This window comes from Oscillospiraceae bacterium, from assembly GCA_031265355.1.
Classification (GTDB): domain Bacteria; phylum Bacillota; class Clostridia; order Oscillospirales; family UBA929; genus JAIRTA01.
Window position 1 is genome coordinate 1 of record JAISCT010000016.1, and the last position, 23,942, is coordinate 23,942.

The window sequence follows — 23,942 nt, forward strand, 5'->3', positions numbered from 1 at the left end:
TTTGGGGAGAGGCGCCTTGGAAGCATACCCGGCCTCCAGCGCCTCCACCGTCTTGAAAATACTATTTTTATCCCGATTGATGCCACCGATCATGTAAAGAACTCCGTCCACAACCGCGCCCCCGAGTCCGCCGCGCGCCTGAGCCATGATCCCGGATTTCCACTTCCCAAGTCCCGGAGGCATGCGCTGTTCGATAAAGTCCACAAAGCTGTGCTCTTTATACAAACTGCCGCCGGCGGAAAACACTCTGGCCCCATCCACGACACAGGCGGCGTTCATTCCGGATACGGAAGCAGATCCCGTCGGTGTAGAAACGCCCGTCGATATGTCGAATACTTCTTCCGTGTAGTTGATAAATGTATTCGCGGCGGTAGAAGACCGCCCGCCTTCTATGTAGATTTTCCCCTCAAACGCAAACGCCACATGATCTGTCTTTCCCTGATTGAGCGCACCGTAGCCAGACGACCATGAATTGTTGGTCGGATTGTATCTGTGTATCGCTATCTGCACCGAATTCCCATTGTTCCCGCCAATCACATAGATGTTTCCATTGCACTCCGTCGCCGTCGGGGAAATCAACGCCGTCCCCAGTGAGGTTCTGGTTGTCCATGTGTCCGTCCCCGGGTTATACATCTCTACAGTGTTCGTAGCCGTTCCGCTGGACGACGTCTGCCCGCCGAACACATAGATCTTCCCGCCCGCCACCGCTGTGCCGAAATAGGCGCGTGCTACACTCATTGTGCCTTGCTTGGTCGTCCACATATCTGTCTTCGGATTGTAGACCTCTACAGTGTTGAAAAACAGGTCGTCAGAGTCGCCGCCCCGGCCCCCGATGGCGTAGATCAGGCCGTCCACCGCCGCCACGCCCAAACCATGACGCGCGGTCTCCATGTTCGCCCTTATAGACACGTGGTCTTCCGCCCCGTATTGTTCGTATCCGTCCTCCTCCGGTTCCGGAATCATCCCCGGCGCAAAATCCGGCAGCTCCGTGTCGTCCGGCACATCGATGACATTCGCATTCACTGCCTGCCCCGACAGAGAAAACGCGATGTTAACGCGCTTTCCGTCACGCACCTTGTTCCCAAGTCCCGTTACCTCATCCGCCGTGGAGACGATGTGTTCTTTTACCTGTTCAGCGCTCAAGTTTCCGCCCTGTGACAGCACCAGCGCCGCCTGACCGGACACCACGGCCGCCGCCTGCGACGTCCCGCTGGTCTTGACCACCCGGTCCTGCGTCCAAGCGCCCTCTATCTCATAGCCAGGCGCAGCCACGTCGACGACCTGATTGCCATAGTTTGAAAAATAACTGTGCTTCTCATCTGAACCGACGGAGCTCACCGTCAGTACATTCGGCAGGTCGAAGCACGCCGGGTACACCGGGTAGGTGTTCAGATTCTGCACGCTGTTGCCCGCTGCCGTAACGAACAGCATCTCACTGTTCTCCATGGCCTCGTACAGCGCGCGGTTGTAATAGCCGCCGCCCCAGCTGCAGTTCGCAATCTGCGCGCCCATGGCCTCCGCATAGGAAATTGCTTCGAGGATGTCGCTGGTATACGCCACGCCGTTTTGGAAAACCTTCAGCGGCAGCACACCTGCCGCCGGGGCGATCCCTGGCACGTCTCCCTGCCCCGCCAGAATGCCGGCGAGGTGTGTGCTGTGCCCCTGCTCATATGCCCAGGCCGCGTCATTGACCGTATTATCCTTGTTTACAAAGTCCCAGCCGGATACGTCGTCTATGTATCCGTTTCCGTCGTCGTCCACGCCGTTGCCGGCGATTTCAGCCGTGTTGGTGTAGAAGGCACCCGTCAGCGCGCTGTGTGTGGTCTCGATTCCGCCGTCCAGCAGTGCCACCGTGACACTGGCGCCTGTGATCTCCTCGTGCGCCTCTGCCAGGTTCCCGTAGAAAGCCGTCCAGTCGTCGTCCTGGGGCGTCTCTTCCGTTCCATCTCCGCCGTCCTGCCAGGAGGACATGAACACCTCGTAGTCCAGTTGCACATAATCCACCACGACGCCGTCCTCTTGCAGATCCTCCACCACTTGCTGCTTTTCCACATCCCTATTGTACACAAGCAGATCGACCTTCTGATTGTCCAGGCGCTTGAGAACCTTGTCCTGTTTGCTGGAATGGGCCAGTTTCCCCAGCACGTTCTGTTTCTCTGCCACCGTTTTGTAGACGACAATGTAGCGGGCTCCCGCAAGGTCCTCCTCTTCTGGCAGCTCCGCTTTGAGATCAGGGCCCGGAGAAATGTCTGTGACGGTTTCTTCCGACAGCAGATCATCTGCCTGCTCCGTCGCATCTCCCACAGTCAGATCCGCATCCAAGATCGCCTGCCACTTCCCCTGTATGGTTGTCTCTAGGGCTGTATTGGCTTGCAATGCCTGCGCCATGGGCACAAGCAAGGACAACACAGTGATGATGCTGAGACTCAGAGAAACAACTACTTTACCCTTTCGATTCCGCAACATGACAGACGGCCTCCTCTATAGTTGATAGTGGCTATAGTTTTTAGTTTTTAGTAGTTTGTCAAGTGATTTTTTGTCAAGAAATCTGCAAACTGCTGCTGCCAGTTGACAGGGCTCTGAATTTTAACACTGTCAATACACCAGACCACTTGCGTCCGCTTGGAATTGTTTTCTGCACCGTAAAGGTGAGCACGCCGTTGCTGTGCGACACAATCGTCAGCCCCGTGCCTGCCACCGTACCCGGTGTTGTTATTGCTCGCTTTGCCTGCGCGGCAAAGTCCTGCAGTTCCAGTTTGGACGGATCATAGGTGACCGTATAGGTTACGCCGCCAAACGAGCCTATGTTGTTCCCTTTGACGGAAATGTTGTAAACCTCATTTGCCGTTGCCTGCAATGTCATAGTGAAGGTTGAGGTTGTCAACGTCAGTGTCGCCGTGCCTGTCACGTTCCCATGGGTTCCCCGTACCGTCACTGTCCCAGCTGTTGCCGTGGACGACACTGTCACCACACCAGTACTGCTGTCGATGCTCACACCCGTTCTCGACATCAGTAACGAATACGTCACTGTCTGCCCGGTGAGAATATTACCGTCGCCGTCCCATACCGTTGCCGTCGCTGTGGATGTGACGGTTCCGCTCGCCGGGACTGTCACGCTGCTTGGGGTAAGTGTCACCGCGAGGGCAACGGGTTCATCGGGTGCGCCGTCCGGAACTGTCACCGAAACCGGCGACAGTCTGGTCGTCGTCGTGTCGTCACCCAATTGCCCGTATGTATTATTCCCGCACGTTTTCACCGTGCCGTCTGATAGGACAAATACGCTGTGCGCGTCGCCCGCCGCGATGGCCACTACCCCTGTCAGTCCGGTGATCTGTGTCGGTGTGTCTGTGTCCGTTGTGTTTCCGTGTCCCAGCTGGCCGGCGTCATTTATACCCCATGACCACACCGTTCCGTCTGATTTCAACGCCATTCCAAACTCGTCCCCTTTGGCGATGGCTGTCACATTGTCCAGATCATCTATCTCTTCACTGCCGTTGTCGTCAAACACTGTGACTAGGCCGTCGCTTGACAACACCAAATGTCCACCCTCTCCCATCTCTATGGCTTGCGCGTTCGATAGATAGGTCACCTCACGCAGTTCCCCCACGCCATCGTAAGCATTTTCGTCATATCCCCAAAGATACAGACAGTCGCTTTGGGTCCCGGCACTCTGCCAGTGATCCGCAGCAATAATACCGACATTCATGTCATAAATCCAGCTTGGATAAGGGATGTCCTCTTGGCCCCATCCTATTCTAAATGAGTCTTCCGTCCCTACCTGAGCGTACATGTTCGAACCCCATCCGTATAAATCGCTGTCCCATGTGAGCGCCAGACTGTGAGCACCGCCTGCCGCGATGATGTCGGCGTAAACCCCCATGACTTGTACGACAACACTTCCACCCACAATACTGTCGTCTCCCAACTGCCCGTGGTCGTTACGCCCCCACGCCCATACACTCCCACCGAGATCGGCTACCAAATTATGGTAATCCCCTGCGGAGATGGCCGCGATGTTTGTCAGCCCTACTACCTGTACCGGTGTCAGTCGGTCTGTCGTTGTTCCGTCCCCAAGCTGCCCATACGTGTTGTCCCCCCAGGCCCACACGGTCCCATTTTCCTTCAATATAAGCGTGTGCCCTGTTCCAGCTGAGGCCTGTACAACGGCGCCGGCGCCCGTGTACAATTCGAACTGTTCGGAGGGTGTCGGTTGGTATCCGTGTACGTCGAAGTCGTCCTCCGGATTCAACATCAGGATCTCGTCGTTGGTCTCTCCCTGCAGGGCCTGTTCCAGATTGAGCCGCCGGCCTTCTTTCACCTTGTTTTGCAGATTCTCCAGCCGGTCCGCCGTCGCCAGCAACTGCCGGCGCAACGTCTCCGCGTCGTAGTCCGCACCGCTGTCCGGCGCGGTTAGCGACAGCACCGCCGCCGCCGCACCTGTCACCACGCCCGCCGCCATGGACGTCCCCGTCATCGGGCCCGTACGATTTTCGGGCAATGTTGACACAACGGACCGCCCCGGCGCGGCGATGTCTATGACCGTTTCGCCGTAGTTTGAAAAATAGCTGAACCCGCCGTCGTCGTTCACAGATGTCACACTCAGCACATTGGGCAGGTCGTAGGCCGCCGGGTATGACGGTGTTTCCGCCATGTCGCGTCGGTTGTTGCCCGCCGCACAGACGAACAGCATGCTGCTGTTTTGTATCGCCTCGTACAGCGCCGGGTTCTCCGCCGTCGTCCCAAAGCTGCAGTTCACAATTGCGGCTCCCTGCTCCTTCGCTATTGCAATTCCTGCCAATACATCACTGGTTCGCGCATATCCGTTCTCAAACACCTGTATTGGGAGGATCTCCACCGCCGCGCCTGTCTCCGCCGCCGCGCCGACGATGAGCCCCGTCACGTGCGTGTTGTGTGCATGTGCCAACGGTCGGGTCTCGTCGTATACATCATTCCCACCGGTGATCACGTTGAAGCCCTCCGTCAAATAGCCGGCCAACGACGTGTGCCCTACATCCACGCCGGTATCCAGCACCGCCACCAACACGGGCACCGCCTGCGCCAGCGGACCGCCGGTCGACGGCGGGGGAGTGGTTACGTTGGACGTAGTCTCCGACGTCGTCTCTGTCTCCGTCTCTGTACTCGTGGACGAAGCTCCCGTTTCCGTTGTCCCTGTATCCGACAACGCCTCTGTACCCTCCGTATTGCCCTCCGTCAGTTCCAACGATAGGCTGTCCAGCGACAGTTTGTAGTCCGGGCAAATGTATTCGACATACTCCGCCACGCCCAGCTCCGCCAGTTGTTCCGCCAGTTCGCTCGGCAAAATAGGCTCCGCCAGTGTCAGCGTCTCCAGCCGGTCCAGCTCCGCAAAGTCGCCCGCGGGCAGTGCCGCGGAGAGATTCGGTACGGCCCGCAGTTCCGCGGGCAGCGTTTTCCGCGCCACGGCGTCCGATTCCAACGCAAGCGGTGTGACGGCCTCCTTGAAGTCCGCCTCCCGTCCTTCTTTGTACTTGACGATGTAGCGGTCCTCCGGCACAGCGACTTCCTGAGGCCGCCGCGCCAGCATCTCCCGCAGATCGGTCTCTGGAGACAAAACGGGCGTCGTCAGTTCGGACGCAAAAAAACCCGCTACCCGGAAACTGCCCGGTGTACCGGGTATTTCCTGTGACGGCTGTGGGCTTTCCAGTCGTTGTTCATCTACCATGTATCTGAAGGGGCTGTCTGCCTCCCATTGTACTTGCGCGTCCTGCGCCTGCGCCGGAAGCAGCGCCGCTACGGCGGCCACGGTGGTCACGAATAGTACGGAAAACGCCAGGAAAAGGCTCGTCATACGCCGCTTCATTTTGTTTGCCCCCTGTATTTTCTGCTTTTCCATATTTTTGTTCTTTCGGGCATAGGCCAAAAATTTTCTGCCGTTTAAACACAACAGCCCGCGCCGCGGCTCACGTGAACCGGGTGAGCACCACGGAGTAGACGTCTTCTAAGAACTTGAGGCCGCCCTCGTAGCCCACATAGGAGCTGTTGATGACGAGCCGCTCGTTCAGCGGCCAGGCGATGGATAAAAAGTGCGCGTTTGTGTCGCGCGCCACCTTCTTCTCCCACGCGCTGCCGATGATCAACGGGTAGCCGTGGTAGTCGGCTTCGCGGATCTCGTTTTGTACGAGGTAGCCGTCCGTCTCGAAGGACACCTCCGCCTTGATGTCGTAATTCATGTCGCGAAAATACCCCTCGATGTCCGCTCGATACTTCTCCGGCACGTCCTCCATCGCGTACTGCCGCTGCGGGAACAGCCCCATGTCGTTGACGAGGAAACGGGTCAGCGCGAGGGCGTATTGGGTGTCCGCGGCGACGGTGAAGCGCTTGGACATGATGCGGTTTTCGAGGAAGATGTCGGCGTAGCGCTCGATGTAGTGGTAATACTGGTTCTCCTTCTCCGCGACGACGCGCTCGACCGCGCCGCTCGGGAGCCCCGCGAAGGCACCCACCGCGCGCAGGAATTTGCTCGTCTCGCAGGCGCCGACGGGCAGATTTGGGTAGTGTAAGTACGGCGTGCCGAATCTCTCCTCAAGCAGCTGCGCACTCGAGAGCCCCAGCCAGGGATTTACGACGAGATTGCACTGCGCGCGGGGGATGCGGTCCACATGTTTCAGCCCGCGGCCGTACCCGAAGATGATGTTGGCCGTGAGCCCGACGTCGGCGAGCAGCCCCTCCAGCGCCGTGAGGTTGCCCTCCCAGAAGGGGTCGTGGAACGGGAGGCTCGCGAACACGTTGACAAGCCCCTTCTCCGTCTCGCCGGCCGCCGCCTCGCTCAAATACTGCGTAAACAGCGCCTCCAGCACCCACTCGTACCCCTGGTAGTTGCTCCCCTTGAACCCCGCCGTGGAAGCGTGGATCACCGGCTGGCCCGCCGTGCGAAATCCGCGCACGACCTCTCCGGCGTCGTCCCCGATGATCTCGGAGGAGCAGCCGGTGAGCACGACGTAGAGGTCCGCGTCGATGACGCGGAGGGCGTTTTCGACCACCTCCCGCAGGCGCTGTTCGCCGCCGAAGACGATCTCTGTCTCCGCGATGTTCGTACACGGAAAGATTCGCGGGGCAAAATGGCCGGAGGTGCCGTTTCCGGCCGTCAATTTGTCCGCGCAGCCCGGCCCCGCGTGGAGGACGGGCAGCACCCGCTCGATGGCCTGCACGGTCTGCAGCGCGCCCAGCGCGCACTTGTATCGCACCTGGTCCAAGGTTCTTGCCATGGGCAATCCACTCCTGTCGCTTATCTGCGCCTCTCAAACGGCGTTCACTCCGCCTTGTAGAGGAGGGTGTTTTCCTGCTTGTACCACCAGTCGGTGTACGGCAGTTTGATGCGGGCGGAGAGGTTCTTCTCGAAGCTGCGGTTTGTGATCCTGTCGAGGATGAGCTGTGCGAAGCTCAGCGTGCGCTTGTAGCCGAACGTCAAAAACTCGTCGGCCATGAAGATGGCCGGGACGCCCTGCTTGATGGCCCACACGCTGGTCCCGCCGTGCCGCGCGAGGTATAGATCCGGCTTGTAGGTGTTTAAGATGTTGAGCAGCTCGAAATTTTGCTGGTCCGCAACGCTCACGCGGAAATCCTCCGGCGTGTTCTCCGCGAGATGCTGCACATGCGGCGGCGGGCTGCCGTCGTCGTAACGCGAGTCATAATGCCATGACGCCACATAGGCGACCGTCATGCCGAGCTCCTGGACGACGCGCGCCACCTGGAACGCGAAGCTGGACCCCATGCCCAGCACGACCCGCAACCCCTTCAGCTTCTCTTTGATCGCCTCGATCTGCGGGATGTAGACGGCGCGCTCGCGCTCGATGTACGCCTCCACCTCGGCCTCCCGGCCGATCACCCGGCCGACTTCGCGGAACCAAACCTCGAACCCGGCGACGCCGAGCGGGTTGATCGTCTTGATGTAGGGCACGCCGTACGTCTGTTCCAACCCGTTGCCGAGGTAGGACGCCAGTGTCCCGCAAATGGAGACCGTGGCCAGCGCCTCCGACACGTGGGACAGTTCCTCCAGCGTCGTGTTGGAGTAGACCATCATCGTGTCGACGCCGATGGCGGCGAACATCTCGACAATGTCGTCCCGCGCGCTCTCGTTGAAGTTTTTGAAGACGACGAAATTCCGCTTCTCGCGCGGCGGCTTCACGACGCCCGTGAGGATCGCGTGGTCCACCGCGTCGAAGCCCGTGGCCCAAACCTGAGACCGAAACCCCTCGCAGTGGATGGGCACGACGGGGATGGGCAGCGTCTCCCGCGCCTCGGCGACGGTGGCGTCCACATCCTCCCCGATGATGCCGGAGACGCAGGATGTGGCGACAAAGATCGCCGCCGGCGTATAGCGCCGGTATGTCTCAAAAATCGTTTCACGCAGCCCCGCCGCGGCGCCGAAGATCGTGTCCGGCTCCTTCATGTCGGTGCCAAGGATCACCGTGTCGTACGACAGGTTGCGTTTGGCGGCCAGCTGCGTCTGCGTCGTCAGGGTCGGCGACGCCGCGGCCGTGCAGCCGGAGGGCGCGTGGTTGATGATCGCAATGTCCCGTATATGAGACAGATACCCGAGTACGCAGCCGGCGTCGCACGAGCTGGACTGTGAAAAACAGCGGCCTCTGTTTTTCAGGTTCCCGCAGCGCGAGCGTTCGGCCAAATCTTTGATCGTGCCCACATAGCCGACGACGGACCCCAGGCGCTCCTCCCGGGTGCCGATGGTGGTGGCGTCAAGTTTGAAAGCCATACAATGCCACTCCTTTCTTGTTGTGTCGTGTGTTTGCATTTACAGCAGCGTGGACGGGGCAATCTCGTCGGCGACGCTGCGCCCGGCGGGCACGGCTTCCGCACGGCCGGACGGGCCGTCGCCATTTTGCAGCAGCTCCCACACGCGGTGGTTGAGCCAACTGTAGTCCGCCGAGACGCGCATGCCCGCCGCGGTGCGCGGGCGCGGCAGGTCAATCTTCAGGACCCGTTTGATCCGGCCGGGCCGGCTGGTCATCACGACCACGCGGTCGGCGAGCAGCACTGCCTCCTCGATGCTGTGGGTGACAAAGACGATGGTCTTGCGGGTTTTCTCCCAGATCCGCAGCAGCTCGTCTTGGAGAGTCTCCCGGGTTTGCGCGTCCACGGCGGCGAAAGGTTCATCCATCAGCAGCACCTCCGGATCGTAGGCGAGAGATCGGGCGATGGCCACCCGCTGACGCATCCCGCCCGAGAGCTCGTTCGGGTAGCGGTCCTCAAACCCGCCGAGCCCCACGAGGTCGATGTATTTCCGGCAGATCTCGGCGCGTTGCCGCCGCGGCACGCGCTTGACCTCCAGACCATACGCCACGTTCTGGGCCACGGTGCGCCACGGGAGCAGGGCGTACCCCTGCATGATGAAACCCCTGTCGAGCGCCGGGCCGCCGACCTGTTTGCCGTCGATGTGGACCTCGCCCGACTGGGGCTGGGCAAGCCCCGCCAAGATGTCCAGCAGCGTGGATTTCCCACAGCCGGAGGGCCCGACGATCGAGACGAGCTCCCCCTCGCCAATCGAGAGGCTGAAGTCCTCCAGCGCAACGAATTCTTCCAGTTTTTTCTTTTCATTGCGGATGTAGTAGACCTGCCGTAACGACTGTAAAACGATCTTGCCGCCCCGACTGGCCGTCTCGGCGGTCTCCTCGGTCCACGCCGACCGGCCGGACGCCGGCGCCATGGCCGCGGACAGTTTCTCCGTCATGCCGTATCCCTCCCCGCGTCGCCAGCGTCCGGCGCCTCACGCGCCGGGTCTGTGTACAGCGCGGTCGACAGATAGCGTTCCCCGGTGTCGGGGAACACCGCCACCACCAATTTGCCCGCATTTTCAGGCCGCCGCGCCACTGCCGCCGCCGCACAGGCCGCCGCGCCGGAGGAAATGCCGACCAGCAGCCCCTCGGTACGCGCGAGCAGGCGGGCCACAGAGAAGGCCTCCTCGTTTTTGACACGGAACACCTCGTCGACGACCGCGCTGTTGTAGGTGTCGGGCGCAAAGCCCGCGCCGATGCCCTGGATCTGGTGCGGCCCGGCCCGGCCGCCGGAGAGCACCGGGGACGCGTCCGGCTCCACCGCCACCACGTACAACGAGGATTTGCGCGCCTTCAGCGCCTCTCCCACGCCGCTGACGGTGCCCCCCGTGCCCACGCCGCCAACCACGATGTCCACGGTGCCGGCCGTGTCGTTCCAGATCTCCACGGCGGTCGTCTCCCGGTGGATGCGCGGGTTGGCGGGATTTTTGAACTGCTGGGGGATGAACGAATTCGGAATCTCACGGGCCAGCGCCTCGGCCTTCAGGATCGCGCCCCGCATGCCCTCGGCCCCCGGCGTCAGCACGAGCTCCGCGCCGAGCGCGCTGAGCAGGTTCTGCCGCTCGCGGCTCATCGTGTCCGGCATGATGAGGATGATGCGATACCGCTTGGCCGCCGCCACATAGGCCAGCGCAATGCCGGTGTTACCGCTCGTCGGCTCGATGATGACGGTGCTGCCGTCGATGAGCCCGCGGTCCTCCGCGTCCTTGATCATCGCGAAGCCGATGCGGTCCTTCACGCTGCCGCCGGGGTTGAAATACTCCAGCTTGGCCACGATGGCGCTCCCCAGCCCCACCGAGGCGCTGTAATTTTCCAGCCTCAGCAGCGGCGTGTTGCCGATCAGGTCGGTGAGTTTGCGCGCGATCCTCGGCATATGCGTTCCCTCGCTTCTCTAACGTGAGTTGCACCTGCAACCCACAACCCAAATCCTTGTTTTTTGTTGCCGCTTCGCGGCAACAAGGTACTAACGTTCCCTTGTTTGCGTACGCCTCTGTTCTCGCAGTCGGCCAATTACATATTAAATATATATGAATGATATGTATCATTAAAACACATCTCTCCGCGCTTGTCAAGCAAAAAATTGGGACGCGGCCAAACCGGCCGCGTCCCGCGCTGGGTCGTCTAAACCATTGGGATGTGAAATTGGCGTTATAGGTCAATAGACTTTGGTGAACTTAAAGTCATAGCTCTGGAAAACATCGCGGAACTTAACCTGGTTGACGACGATAAGGTCTCCCGTTTTTGGCACGACACCTTGCACGATGACCTTGGCCGGATCCGCCTCGCTGATCGAAGCCGCATACGCGGCGCCCGCGACGGCGACGGCCCCGATGCTGCCGAGCGGCTGCTTAAACGTCAGTGTTAGCCGGCCGTCGGCCTTCTCTGCGTCTATGTTCCAGAGGTCGCCAGGAACAACGTCGATGGCGTAAGAAGCTCTGTACTCCGTGTCGCCGTACCACCTGACCAGAATGTACATCCGCGGGATGCTGTCCGCGCTCTGGTTGAACTGTTGGTTCGTGTAAGTGATCGGAAACTGCGGGTCATTCGACGGGTCGAAGTTCGTTTTGCTGCCGAGCGTCGCCCTGGTGTCAGCGTTGTAAAGGTAATAGTCGACGTTCTTGCTTGGATTTGGGTTGCTGACGGAATCCAACAAACCGTCTATGGAAACGCTGACGGGCAGTCTGTAATTGTATCCCTGAACGAGCGTTGGAACGGCGGTAATGTGAATCGCGTCGCCCTCCACCTTGAGCGTAAGGGCGGCTGAGGTCGCCGGACCAAGCGAGCCGTCTTGAATCTGGCCGCCCTGAATCGTACCCGTATATTTGTGATACTCGCCGGCCTTGTCATAATCGGCCGGGTCGATTTCCGGCCAGGAGACGCTGACCGTTCCCCACTCGCCGCTGCCGTAGCGTACCCGCGCCGTCACCGGAAGAACAGGCGCGGTGTTGATGGGCGTCGTCACCTCGACAGGCTCAAAGTAGATGATCTTGCCGTCGTCGGCAGGGAGCGAATGCCATTCGTTCGGGTTGCCGTTGTCATATGGATTGGGCGGCAACAGGAAGCTCGCGCCGCTTGTGAAGCTGGAGTCGCCGACCTGCGCGCCTTTTCCGATGCCGTTCACCATGTGCTCGAAACCGCTGCCAGTCCCGCCGCCCGCCTGCATCGAGAGGTAAAGCTCGACGAAGTGGACAATGTTAATGTGGCCGTAAAGCGGCGTGACGACCGCGTTTGCGAGCGAAATCGACGTGTTGCTCACCTGATACACGTCATAGCATCCGAGGCCATACCCGTCAAAGTAGAGCACATCGTCGGCCACGCGCAGGGCGGCCCAGCCGTTCGTTGTGCAGTTTTCGCCGCGCTTGTCCTCCTCAGGACCTTGGTAGTTGGCCTGAGAAACGGGTCTGTACACCAATTCATTCTGAAGGAAGTACAGCCTGCCGTAATCGCCTTTCCAAAGCACGTCGTATTTGTTGAAGTGCTCCGACATCGCGCCGTAAGACGTGACGTAATCACCGCTCACGACAAGCCCGTTGTCGACTTCGTTCACATACCAGCCTTGGTTGCTCCCATGGTCGGCGCGCCACAACCAGGTGTGGTCGATAATGGTATGGGCGGTGTTGATGACGAACGCGTTGTCAACCTTCGGCGCGGACGAACCGCTCGGCCCGCCGATGCGCGCGAAGACGTCCTGAAGTATGACGGGGTTGTCCCCGGCGTCAAAGTCGGTGCCGTTCTCACCGACTTGGAGCAGCGCATAAGAACCGTTGTAATTGGTGTCGGGGTTGAAGCCGCCGCCCGCTTCAAGCATCAAACCGGCCAAGCGGACGCCCGCGACATCGCCGACGTTAATCACGTTGTTGCCGGCCGTAGGCATTATCGTAACCAGTCCGTAGCCGAGCATGATGGTATTGGGACGGTTGACGATGATCGCTTGGTCGTAATTGTATATGCCGGGCGTGAAGAATATGTCCTTGCCGGAAGCGATCGCGTCGTTTATCTGCGTTACGGTCGTCTCGTTCGCGCGAGCCACGAAGAAGTTGTCCTCGAACGGTACACTCGTCCCGACTCCGGGCGACGTGTCCGTCCATGAACGGCCGACGGCGTCGTACCGCAAACCCGGCACAAACACATAGTACTCGTCGTCCTTGAAATAAAGGTAGGGCTTCTCGGCGATGATGGGCGTATTCTCAATCACCGTCTTCTCATGGGAATTTACGTCTGTCATATCGCCCGTGACACCCTGGTAGAAAGTCGAGTGGCAGCGGGCATTGAAGAAATAACTGGTGGCGTCGTTGTTGCGGAAATACCACTGCTGCTGGGTGAAAGACCCGACGCGCCCATTCGGGATGTAGCTGTCTGAAAGGTATCCGCCGGAAGCCCAGGCGCTGTTGCTGTTGCTCTCGTTGGCGGCGCCGTCGAACCTGAATTCAGACGCGTTCGGGAGGTTGACCCTACGAATCGGCGCGGCCTGGGAGACGGCGTACTGTATAACGCCGGCCGCCGACATCGTCAGGTTTTCAGTCGCGCGCCAGAAGGTAGTGGTCGCGTTGGCCGGCGTAACCTTCTCAACCTTGTTGACCACAACGTCTGTCGGCAGATACCCAAGGCCAGCCACGTGATCGTAGAACCCGATGCTGATTGTGGAATCGTACGTCCCGGGCTTGAAGAACAGCGCATAGCGGTTTGTCGCGAATTCGCCCGCACCTGTGGCGCCTCCGATCGCGCCGTTGACTTTCGTGATGTCGTCAGCCGCGGCGTTGAAAATATACGTGTTCGCGCCAAAGACGGCGCTCTCGCGCCCAACCGCCTTCGCGGCCGGCGTTTCGCCACCCTTGTTATAGGCGAACACTTGGTAATAACCCCATTTGTTGCCGCTTACGCCCGCCGGGACGGTATACGTATTTGTACCCCTCGGCAAGGTAACCGGGATGTCGTTCCACACAGAGGCGTACGCGCCGTCGGCGCAGCGGATCTTGTACCCGGTAATGTCGGCGTCGTCGGTGTTCGGGGACCAGGTGAGGGTTCCTGTGCCGTCGGCGTTGAGCTGGTAACTGAGGTTAAGCGGCGCGAGCGGCGGATCGACGTCGCCGCCGCTGAGGCTCAACGTGTTCGAGGGTCTTGAGCCGCGCGCGTTCGTCAGCAGAAGCTGGAACGAATAAGCGTCGCCGTCTACGAGGCCCTGGTACGTATAGTTGTTAGCGCCCGCGATGACGCGGTCTGTCACGTCAATCAGCGAGGTTTCACCCCTGTGGGCGACGGAAAGCTGAACCGTTGTATAGAATGTCCTTGTGGGCAGCGTCCACGATATAAGCGCCGAGGTCGCCGAAAGCGTCCTTGTGATCGTCGCGGCGTTTGCGGGGACGGCCGGCGGCACGATCAAGAACTGGCTCGCGTCGGCTTTCACGGTCGTTGTGTAAACGCTGCTTCCGGAAAGCGTCAGGTACCTCACCACAGTGCCGCGCCCGTAGCGGTTTATCGTGACATATCCGTCTCCCGCGAGGGCGTACTGCAGATCTTCATAGTCGTAGCCGTCGAACGTCGTCGTCGGGAGCGTCCTTGCACGGGCCGCATCTACGGCTCCGGCCTCAGACCCGCCTTCGACGGTGAGCATGGCGTTGTTGCCAAGGTTCGTAAGGCCGACGCACGAAATGTAGGCGGCGGTGTTGCTCCTATTTACGTCGAGCCGCCACTGCGCCGCGGTGTTCAGCGGATCCGCGCCGGAAGCCGTCAGCGGGTATCCGGACGGGTCGGCGTTCGGCAATTTAACGAGCTTGCCGTTGTCCCTCGATATGAGAAACCAGGCGCTGCCAACTGTCGGCAGCGCTGCGACTGTAATCTGCGAGGCGCCTATCGTATTGGCGCCGTCGTTGAACGCAATCTCAATGTCATACGCTCCGTCGGCGAGAGAATTCAAAGCCGAGGGCAGAATCGTAACCGTTCCCGCCGCCGTGTCCACGGCAAATTGACCGGCGTCGAGCACCGCATCGCCGACCTTGACCGCAGCGACGCCAGCCGCGGCGTCCGCCCCATAACCGAAGTAAGTCTCTATGACCGCCCCGCCCGCAACAAGGGGAGTGTAATACACACCGGCCGTGTTGACGGACGGCCCTGCGGCTGCCGGAAGTACCGCCGTGACGGCATTGCTGTCCGGGGAGCTGCCGGCCGCGCCAAGGGCTCGTACCGTGTAGGTATATGTCTGGCCCGGCATGGCGGCGGTGTCGAGATAGGTAAAGTATCCGCTGTCGTCTTTGGCGACGACGGGGGTAACTTCGCTGTTTAGCGCGAGGCCGTCTCTGTATACGACATAACCGGCGTTATAGGTGTAAACGCCCGCCGCGTCCACGCCGCCCCCCCATCTGAGCGAGACGCCGGCCGGGCGCTGCTGCGTGGCCTCAAGGTTCGTTGGCGCGAGGAGTGTTCCGGCGGGCACGACGATGAATTTCTCAGCGTCTGTCGGCGGACGCTCACTGGCGTCGCCAACCGTCGTTGTCTTCCAAATATTACCATCTTCCGCGTCTATCCCGGTGTAAGTGATGCCGCCGCCCATGCATACGATGATGGAGACGGTGCCGTCGCCATTCGGCCTGACGAGGAAGACCGAAGACGCGCCGGAGTCCATGGCGGCGTCCGTAGCGGGCGTAGCGGAACCGTTTGAGGTCGCGCCGAAATTCAGGCTGCTGTTGGAGGCGTTGCCGCCCGACGACTGAAGCGCCGCAACGGTCGCCGATTTTACGGCGCTGAGTATGCGGATAGCCGAGGTCTTGTTCTGGGCCCGGCCCGAATATTGGAACTGAAAGCTTGACGCGACGGGCACCATGCCGGTCGGGGCGTCGGCTGTCGCGTAAACTTTTGTGTCGCCCGCGGCCGTACCGTTCGCCTGCAAGCCCGGGGACTGGAGAACTTTCCCGTTGAGCGCCGAAACGATGTACATCGCGTCGGGTGTGGGGTAGCCCGTCACGGCCAACGCGGCGGCCGACAACGCAGGATCGACGCTCTCCTGCTCAGGGTACGTCTCAGCCAAAACCACCATTGGCGACAACACCACCGTAGACAAAACGATCATGGCCGCCATCATCAGGGAAAATACCCTGCGGAACTGTCTTTTCATACATTTTAACCTCCAAAAACAACACAAAATTCAATCAGCGAGTCGCTGCGCGTCAATTCTTAACGGCGGGGAAAATGGGCGTATGATCGCTGCCCCAGCAGAACACAGCATAGCTGAATTCACCCATCGGATATTCAGCCAGATCGACGTCAAACGTCAATGCAAAGGCTGTGTTGGCATCGATCTCCACCGGCTTTCGTTCTATATAAGCAAGGGTGCCATTGCTGTTATATGCTGCCAGTATGGCAGCACCTCCAAGCGCGTTTCCTGCGTTGTTGGCTATCAACACAAAAGCCGAATCGTCGAAAGCGGCGTCAAGTATGAAGCCCCATCTGAATGTATGCGTGTAAACCTCTGCCGCGAAGCCGTTTTCTAAAGTCGCTACGGTCAGTTTGCGCTCGATTGGGTTGACCCCTTCCACCAGAGCCGGTATGACAATCCTGCCATCAATGCCCAATCGGGTCCACCCCGTCGCGCTGACATATGTCCCCACAAACGCCCCGCTCATTTGCGGGCCGGGGAGGTACGAACCAACCGGGGCGTCGGAGGCGCCGGTATAATACGCGTCGACGGTATCGGCGTCAAATGCGTACCCATACTCGACCCCGGGCAATTGGTTTGTCATATAGACGTCTGGCATTGGCATTTTATTGACCAATGTGACTCCGTCTAACGGCGTGTCAGCCGCGCCATAGAACGTCGCAACGTACGCGCCGTTCGTAAGAGAGCCGTCAAAATAGGATCCGACCGGATTGCCTGTCGCGCCCATATAATAGACATCCACTGAGGAACCGGCCCCGTACGCAGTGACGGCGGGGGCCGACAAGCAGAGTGAGACGACCAACATCGCGGCAACAACGCGGCCCGCTCCCCTTACAGAGAACTTTGATGTTTGCAAAAACATGTGGGCATCGCCTCCTATGTTTAAAATTCGGTGCAAAACCGTGACCGTTTTGTGTTCTCTATGCCAATACGCCTCTCACGTTTATCAGTCATCATCCCTTTCCTTTGTGAGACAACAAGAGGCCCGGCCACAGTCTGTTGCGCCCATGGCGGGCAAGAACCCCTAGGCAAAGACCGTCTGCACAAACAGCCCTCTCAGCCGCCGCCTCCCCTGCACACGAAGGCAGCCGCTCCGCTTCCGGACGCAGCATTTTCTCTACGCAAAATCATTGGGCCGCAACCTTTAGGGACAGCTTAACAGTTCTTTACTTAACCACCTTCTCTGTTTGTCCGTCGAATATATGAAATTTATTCATGTCGAAATATAGATTGATTTCATCCCCCGAACGAATCCCAGATCTCGCCGGAACCCGCGCGCGGACACGATGGCCGTTGAAGTCAAGATAGAGGAACAATTCGGACCCCATCATCTCGACAATGGCCACGTTAGATGAGAAAACGCCGTCGACTTTTTCGCTGTCGCACCAATGAATATCTTCCGGTCTTATGCCAACAATGACAGTTTTGCCCAAATACCCTTCCAATGCGGCCATGCGTTTTTCCGGTAAGCGCATACGCACTCCGCAGAATTGCAAGAATACGTCGACGCCTTCGACAGCAACGGAGGCATCCAAAAAATTCATCTCTGGCGAACCAATAAATCCTGCCACAAATTTATTGTCCGGGGCATCATACAGCATCTGCGGCGTATCGATCTGTTGAATCTCACCGCTTTTCATGACAACTATGCGGTCGGCCATTGTCATAGCTTCTGTCTGGTCATGCGTGACATAAACGAACGTCGTCCCCAGTTTGCGCTGAAGTTCAATAATCTGGCCGCGCATCTCGGTTCGCAATTTCGCGTCTAAATTGGAGAGCGGCTCGTCGAGCAAGAATACGGCGGGGTCGCGCACCATCGCCCGTCCAAGCGCCACACGTTGACGCTGTCCGCCCGACAGCTCTTTCGGTTTTCGGTTTAAATATTCAGATATATCGAGTATAGCGGCCGTTTCGCGCACCTTTTTGTCGATGACATCCTTCGGTGTTTTACGTATTTTTAGGGCAAAAGCCATGTTCTTATATACCGTCATATGAGGGTAAAGCGCATAGTTCTGAAAGACCATCGCAATGTCCCTGTCTTTCGGCGCTACATCGTTCACCGCTCTTTCCCCTATGAGAATTTCGCCGGAAGTCACCGCTTCCAAGCCCGCAATCATACGAAGCGTGGTCGATTTGCCGCATCCGGAAGGGCCCACGAGTACAATAAATTCCTTGTCTTTGATCTCAAAGTTTAAACATGGCACGACTGTTACATTGTTTTTATAGGTTTTGCTCACATTCTTGAAAGTAATACCCGCCATTATGTGCCTCCTTCCCCCCAAACGGCTAAGAATCAATAACCGCAGTAGATACCGACATGCCGGGTGTATGAATTTCCACAGTTTTACCGCCGATGCGCAGGACAACGTTTTTTTCGTCCGCGTTGCGGTTGAGAATGACGGAGACGACTGCGCCATCCGGATTTTTCAGCGCGGTTACGCCCAGATCTGTCGTGTAGCGGGAGAAAGCGACCCTGAGAGCGCCTGGTTTGATATGCTTAGAGAAGTGGGAAATATACGAATACACAGGGCGCTCTTCCAATTCTGATGTGTCGACGTTGAACAAGAAGGGAGCGTCACAGAAATTTTTGACGTGATTTGGGCCGCCGTCCTGGTCAAGAACAACATTCCAGTCATAAAAGGCATGCATACCGGCGTTGATATTCCCTATCAGTTCATGGGCATATTTAGCCGCCGCACCGATATCATTTCTGTCAAACTTGAGAAACTCCACGCTTGCCTCGGATTGCACCAATTTGAGATGGGGGAAGCGATCACGGACAAGATCAACAGCCTCAAAATGGTCGCCGCTGTACCAATGGAACGCGACGCCCTCAAAGACGCCTGACGTCTGCGAGTCCGCCACCTTGGCGGCGCGTTCGTACAATCGCTCCTTGTTATGATCCCAAAAAAGCAGTTTTACATCGCCGTGGCCGTTCTTATCAAGAGCGGGCCGAAGATAGTTGACAAGAAAATCCCGTTCCTCTTCTGCCGTATATACACACGAATCCCATGTTTGAACAGCTTTCGGCTCGTTTTGTGCGGTGAGCCGGACTATGTGAAAGCCGATTTTTTTTAGTTCCTCCAGGTACCGGCATATATATTCCGCAAACAGCGGATAGCGCTTCTTGAGCAGTTTGCCGCCGCCGTTGCGCGCGCCGTTCGATTTCATAAAGGCAGGCGGACTCCACAAAGACGCCATAAGCGGTATTTGTTTCCCATATTCGTCCTGCGCCGCGTCCAGAAGCGGCCCTATATATTTTACAGCCCTACCAAGGCTGAACGTGGCAAGCTTTTCATCGTTTGGCTCAATGGCCTCGTAATGCCCAACGGAAAAATCGCAGCTGTCTAAATGAATTCTCCCCGCCGTATAGCCCGCGCCGTTTTCACCAAAATACGCCTTGAGCAGACGTTTACGCTCTTTTTTCGGCATCAGTGAAAAAACGTAACCCGCCGAGTCCGTGAAAGCCCCTCCGAATCCCTCGAATGTCTGGTATTCCACTTCGGGGTGAATGTTGACGACACTGTTCTCAATACCGTTGTCGTCGGAAAAAACATGGACAGATGCTATTTCAGTCTTTTGGCCGCCGTCGAAAGCCGTGGTAAACAGATGCAGCGTCCTTGGCGTAAATGTCGCCGGAGTGAATGTCGCCGTGTTCTCCATAATTTGTCACCTCTCATGATTTTTGCGGTACTCGGACGGGCTCATGCCTTTTATTTTCTTGAAGATGCTGGAAAAATATTTTTCATCGCGATAACCGACCTTGTACGCCACTTCGTAAGTTTTCATCTTGTTGTCCACAAAGTAGTCACAGGCGCGTTCTACCCGGATTTGGTTAAGATAATCTATAAATCCGCATCCGACAGTGCGTTTGAACAGCGTCGAAAAATAATTTGGCGTTATCCCGACATATTCCGCGACAATCGTCAGCGTCAGTTCATCGGGGTAATGGCGGTTCATATAATCGAGAGCATTGCTGATAAAACTGTTCAATGCAGCCGATTCTTTTTGCTTATTGCTGCGAAACGGCTCTTTTTTGCAAGCCGTCCAAATGGCACGAAGAATGTCGGATGTCCCCGTAGGTTTAAGTAAATAATCCACCGCGCCGTAGCGCAGCGCCAGCTGCGCATATTCAAATTCGTCGTAACTTGATATAACAATGGTTTTGGGCAGTATGCCAATCGCGGACGCCTCTTTCATTACATCGATGCCGCTCTTAACCGGCATTTTGATGTCCAGCAGCATAACATCGGGATTGTGCTGAATAATGATGTCGATAGCCTCCTGCCCGTTGGCCGCGCAGAAAATCTCAGAAACATAATCAGCATTTTTGCTGATGAAGGACTTCAGACTCCCTCGCACCCGCTCCTCGTCCTCGGCAATCAGCAGGCTTATTCCTGAATCACTCATAGCCCCGCCTCATTTCGCCCTATCAATGGTAATTTGATATGAACTTTAGTGCCGATATTCGGCTCACTCTCAATCGCAAGCTCGGCTGCAGCGCCGTAACGCAAATTCATGCGCTCTTTCACATTCCTGACGGCGTAATGCCCCACCCTCTGGTACGCGTACCGGCTGTCGTCCTTCGAATGTAAAATCTCTTGAACTTTCTCACTGGGCATGCCAATGCCGCTGTCCTCGATGGTGAACAAAAGGAAATCGCGGTCTATGCGGCCGGTTATCCGGACACGGCCCCACGTTCCGTTTTTTTCCATTCCGTGGACAATGGCGTTCTCTACAAAGGGCTGGATGATCAACTTTGGAATTTGATATAAAAGCAGTTCGTCTTCCACTTCAATGCTGTAGTCCAATTTTTTATCAAAGCGCAGCTTTTGAATTTGCAGATAATGGCGTACGATTTTCAGCTCCTGTTCCACTGTGACCTCGCTGTTGCCGTTGGACAGCAGCATACGAAACAATTCCGACATCGCCAATATATCATCCGCAAGCCGTTCTTGGCAACATTCCGTCGCTTGCCAGTAAAGGGCATCCAGCGCATTGTAGAGGAAATGTGGGTTCATCTGGGCCTGGAGCGCATTCAGTTCGCTCTGCTTTTCTCTCAAAGCCAAGACATAATTTTTATCAATCTGCTCGCGGATATCGCTCACCATCGTGTTGAAGGTTTCGGCCAGCTCGGAAATCTCATCATTCCCCTCGATGCGCACCTGCTGATTGAAATCACCGTTCTTAAACTTATTCATGGAGGCATAGAGCAGCATAATCGGCCGGGTAACAATTCGCGAGGCGAACAAGGACAAGGGCCAAACACTTGCCAAAAGGGCGAGTGCCGACAGGCACGTGATAAGAAAACCGCTCCTTTTCCACGCATCCCAATCGCTTTTCTTGGACAGATAAAATATCGTTTGACCCGACGTTTCGCGGCGCTGAGAAAAGATGTAATATTTTTCATATTCCAGCGGCTCATCCGCGGCTTTTGGATCATTCTCCCTAAGCCATTCAGCAGTTTCGTCCGGCACGTCGCCGTATCGGAACATTTCGTTGCCATCGGCGTCAAAAATAAGGACACCCTCGTTATTCTGGGGCATGGCATTTGCGCATATGCTTTCGTATCCGTCTAAATTAATGCCGAGTGACAGGAAACCCAGCTTGCGTCTCTTGGACAAATCGTACAGTTCGCTGCAGGCGACAATTTTGTCCGAACGATTGTTGATAAAAAGCCCAATATCATCATCGTTTACTCGGCTCCAAACGATAACACCGTTCCCCGCTGCGGCCCGTTTGTAAATGTCCAGCGCCCGAAGATCGGCAATGTCTGGAGCAAAAACGCTCCTGTCGCGGCTCACTGAGAACGGCCTGAGTCCGTTCTCCGGGTAGAGCGCAGCTGTCACAATTTTCGTTTTAACCGCCAATATGTCTTTTATGACGTTAATCGGCGTTTTGTTTGACCAAAAGAGGGGATCTTCGGCGGTCTCTGCCGGGTCGGACATCAAAACCCGCTGTATTTCATAATTGATGGAGAGATAGGTCGCTATTTCCAACATATCTTGCTCCAGATATCCAATATTTTCGTCGATTGACAAAACGGCGCGCTTATACTGCCGCGTGCGCTCACTTATGACAGTGGAATGGCTGTTCCAGTAAATAATGCTTTCCACGATAAGAAACGCCGGCAGAAGAACGGCATAGATACTCAAGACTATCTTATGCCCAATCCGCATCCCTGAATGGTTGTTCCTCTTCATGCCGCACATAGAAAACCGCCCCGACTGATATCATTTATCCCTTTACGGCGCCCATGGCCACGCCTTTTGTTATATGTTTGCTTAATATAATATAGATTACGATAGCCGGCGCGGCGGTGAGCGTCATAACGGCAAATTGTACCGCCGCATTCGCACGGTACTGCCCCGTGAACTCCAAGATGGAAAAAGGCAATGTTTTCCATCTCGATGTGCTCAGATATGTACTGGCCATCATAAATTCGTTCCAGTTGTTCAAATAAGTCATGATAATGACAGTTATAAGCGACGATTTCATCATCGGTGTGATAACACTGCCAAGAAGGCGAAAAGTTCCGCACCCGTCGATTATGGCGGCTTCTTCTATTTCTTTTGACACGGATTCCATGTAACTCGCCGCGAGGAAAAGTCCCTGCGGCAGCGAAAACGCCACATAAGGCAGAAGAAGCGACCACAGCGTATCGCGGATTCCGAGAAAGTCATATATCATGTAATTGGGGATAAGCGTCGCGTGAATCGGAATCATCATACCAAGCAGTATAATGCTTTTGGCGGTTTGCGAAAACCGCCAGCGCATTCTTGTGACTGCGTATGCCGAACAGATTGAGAGCACCAGCACTATAACGACCGCGAGTGTATTCACAAGCACACTGTTTTTTAAGTATAGCAGAAAATGCCCGTCAATGAAAGCCCTTGGGTAGTTTCCCCATTGAATTTCCCGAGGAATGATAAGCAGACTCGATGTAAAGAACTCAGTGTTGCTGGCAAAAGAGAAATCAATAAGCCATATCAGCGGGAAAAGCTGAATCGCCGAGAACAATATAAGCACGCCTAAAATGATGCCTCTGCCTAAGGAAACTCTTGTTTTTATCTTATCTGCCATGGCTCAAATACCCCTTTCGCGAAAGAGTCGGTTGAGGAATACTGTCGTGATAAGACAGATAACGATAAATACGACACTTATTGTATTGCCGTAACCGTAATTGCCCGACTGGAAAGCCTGCTTATACAAATATGTCGCCACAAATTGCGTTTCGTTTCCAGGCCCGCCTTTTGTCAGGAGATACACTGTTTCCATCTGTTTCAGGGCCGAAATAAGGGCAAGCGTCACGTTCACTTGAATCACAGGACGCATGAGCGGCAAGGTGATCGCAAAGAACATCTTTTTGTCGTCGCACCCGTCGATAGCGGCGGCTTCATACAAAACGGGATCGATATTCTTTATGCCTGTGTAATATATAAGCATACCCCAACCAAATCCATGCCATACAAGTACAATAAGAACCGACCAGATGGCCTTCCCTGTGCCGAGCCAATTGACGCCCTCTCCGCCGAAAAATCGCGCGATAACATTAAAAAGTCCAGAATTTGTATTGTAGATATATTTCCACAAAGTGGCAATCACGGCTGAGGATATAATATTGGGGATGAAATAAGCGGTCTTAAAAAATGTCTCTAGGCGGCCGCCAATCCGATCCAACAACCATGCCGTTAAAATTGCTATCGGGTGCTGAATAAGAACAAAGCCCGCCGCAAGCAGCACCGAATTGAGCAAAGCGTTCCAAAACGCTCCGTCCTTTATCAGGGCAGAGTAGTTCTCAAATCCCACAAATGTGAAGCGGCCAATACCGGAACTATTGGTGAAGCTATAAATAAAGCTGAGGACAATCGGCGCGAGTACAGCAAAAAGGAAAGCGGTCAAACTCGGCGCGATAAGAATAGCTATGACGCGTTTATCCCTAAGCATCTTTTCCACATCACTCA

14 protein-coding genes are annotated in these 23,942 nt (G+C 56.6%); all 14 read right to left on the bottom strand.

Going from position 1 to position 23,942, the window contains the following annotated elements; translation table 11 throughout:
* Positions 1-2,466 (bottom strand): S8 family serine peptidase (locus LBK75_02010; protein ID MDR1157071.1); only part of this gene is annotated, 2,466 nt, incomplete at its 3' end.
* Between the two features lie 73 nt (positions 2,467-2,539).
* Complete coding sequence (locus LBK75_02015; protein ID MDR1157072.1) at positions 2,540-5,839, bottom strand: S8 family serine peptidase; 3,300 nt, start codon at positions 5,837-5,839, stop codon at positions 2,540-2,542.
* Between the two features lie 100 nt (positions 5,840-5,939).
* Positions 5,940-7,244, bottom strand: coding sequence for a hydrogenase (locus LBK75_02020; GenBank protein ID MDR1157073.1), 1,305 nt, complete (start codon positions 7,242-7,244; stop codon positions 5,940-5,942).
* 44 nt (positions 7,245-7,288) lie between these two features.
* Entirely contained in the window at positions 7,289-8,749 is a 1,461-nt protein-coding gene (locus LBK75_02025) for a nitrogenase (protein ID MDR1157074.1), read from the bottom strand.
* A 39-nt stretch (positions 8,750-8,788) separates the two neighbouring features.
* Complete coding sequence (locus tag LBK75_02030; protein ID MDR1157075.1) at positions 8,789-9,724, bottom strand: ABC transporter ATP-binding protein; 936 nt, start codon at positions 9,722-9,724, stop codon at positions 8,789-8,791.
* A complete protein-coding gene (gene cysK / locus LBK75_02035) occupies positions 9,721-10,701 on the bottom strand; it encodes a cysteine synthase A (GenBank protein ID MDR1157076.1) in 981 nt (326 codons plus the stop codon). The genes LBK75_02030 and cysK overlap by 4 nt, the downstream gene beginning before the upstream one ends.
* A gap of 282 nt (positions 10,702-10,983) precedes the next feature.
* Positions 10,984-15,936, bottom strand: a complete 4,953-nt coding sequence (locus tag LBK75_02040) for an Ig-like domain-containing protein (GenBank protein ID MDR1157077.1) — start codon at positions 15,934-15,936, stop codon at positions 10,984-10,986.
* Positions 15,937-15,988: 52 nt separating this feature from the next.
* A complete protein-coding gene (locus tag LBK75_02045) occupies positions 15,989-16,840 on the bottom strand; it encodes a hypothetical protein (protein MDR1157078.1) in 852 nt (283 codons plus the stop codon).
* Positions 16,841-17,144: 304 nt separating this feature from the next.
* The gene (ugpC, locus tag LBK75_02050) at positions 17,145-18,239 is read right to left on the bottom strand and encodes a sn-glycerol-3-phosphate ABC transporter ATP-binding protein UgpC (protein ID MDR1157079.1); all 1,095 of its coding nucleotides are present in this window, start codon (positions 18,237-18,239) and stop codon (positions 17,145-17,147) included.
* Between the two features lie 25 nt (positions 18,240-18,264).
* Positions 18,265-19,641 (bottom strand): glucosylceramidase, encoded by a 1,377-nt coding sequence (locus tag LBK75_02055; GenBank protein MDR1157080.1) that lies wholly within the window; start codon positions 19,639-19,641, stop codon positions 18,265-18,267.
* A gap of 6 nt (positions 19,642-19,647) precedes the next feature.
* Positions 19,648-20,388: a response regulator gene (locus LBK75_02060; protein MDR1157081.1), complete on the bottom strand. Its 741-nt coding sequence runs from the start codon at positions 20,386-20,388 to the stop codon at positions 19,648-19,650.
* Positions 20,385-22,190 (bottom strand): sensor histidine kinase, encoded by a 1,806-nt coding sequence (locus LBK75_02065; GenBank protein ID MDR1157082.1) that lies wholly within the window; start codon positions 22,188-22,190, stop codon positions 20,385-20,387. Before LBK75_02065 ends, LBK75_02060 begins: the two co-directional genes overlap by 4 nt.
* Before the next feature lie 25 nt (positions 22,191-22,215).
* Positions 22,216-23,061: a carbohydrate ABC transporter permease gene (locus LBK75_02070; GenBank protein MDR1157083.1), complete on the bottom strand. Its 846-nt coding sequence runs from the start codon at positions 23,059-23,061 to the stop codon at positions 22,216-22,218.
* Between the two features lie 3 nt (positions 23,062-23,064).
* On the bottom strand, positions 23,065-23,934 hold the full coding sequence (locus LBK75_02075; GenBank protein MDR1157084.1) for a sugar ABC transporter permease: 870 nt from the start codon (positions 23,932-23,934) through the stop codon (positions 23,065-23,067).
* Positions 23,935-23,942 lie beyond the last annotated feature (8 nt).

What these genes read in the sequence shown, in the direction of transcription:
- LBK75_02020 (MDR1157073.1), bottom strand. Translation starts at nt 7,244, where the DNA reads ATGGCAAGAACCTTGGACCAGGTGCGATACAAGTGCGCGCTGGGCGCG.
- cysK (MDR1157076.1), bottom strand. Translation starts at nt 10,701, where the DNA reads ATGCCGAGGATCGCGCGCAAACTCACCGACCTGATCGGCAACACGCCG.
- LBK75_02045 (MDR1157078.1), bottom strand. Translation starts at nt 16,840, where the DNA reads ATGTTTTTGCAAACATCAAAGTTCTCTGTAAGGGGAGCGGGCCGCGTT.
- LBK75_02055 (MDR1157080.1), bottom strand. Translation starts at nt 19,641, where the DNA reads ATGGAGAACACGGCGACATTCACTCCGGCGACATTTACGCCAAGGACG.
- LBK75_02025 (MDR1157074.1), bottom strand. Translation starts at nt 8,749, where the DNA reads ATGGCTTTCAAACTTGACGCCACCACCATCGGCACCCGGGAGGAGCGC.
- LBK75_02040 (MDR1157077.1), bottom strand. Translation starts at nt 15,936, where the DNA reads ATGAAAAGACAGTTCCGCAGGGTATTTTCCCTGATGATGGCGGCCATG.
- LBK75_02070 (MDR1157083.1), bottom strand. Translation starts at nt 23,061, where the DNA reads ATGGCAGATAAGATAAAAACAAGAGTTTCCTTAGGCAGAGGCATCATT.
- LBK75_02015 (MDR1157072.1), bottom strand. Translation starts at nt 5,839, where the DNA reads ATGAAGCGGCGTATGACGAGCCTTTTCCTGGCGTTTTCCGTACTATTC.
- ugpC (MDR1157079.1), bottom strand. Translation starts at nt 18,239, where the DNA reads ATGGCGGGTATTACTTTCAAGAATGTGAGCAAAACCTATAAAAACAAT.
- LBK75_02065 (MDR1157082.1), bottom strand. Translation starts at nt 22,190, where the DNA reads ATGTGCGGCATGAAGAGGAACAACCATTCAGGGATGCGGATTGGGCAT.
- LBK75_02060 (MDR1157081.1), bottom strand. Translation starts at nt 20,388, where the DNA reads ATGAGTGATTCAGGAATAAGCCTGCTGATTGCCGAGGACGAGGAGCGG.
- LBK75_02030 (MDR1157075.1), bottom strand. Translation starts at nt 9,724, where the DNA reads ATGACGGAGAAACTGTCCGCGGCCATGGCGCCGGCGTCCGGCCGGTCG.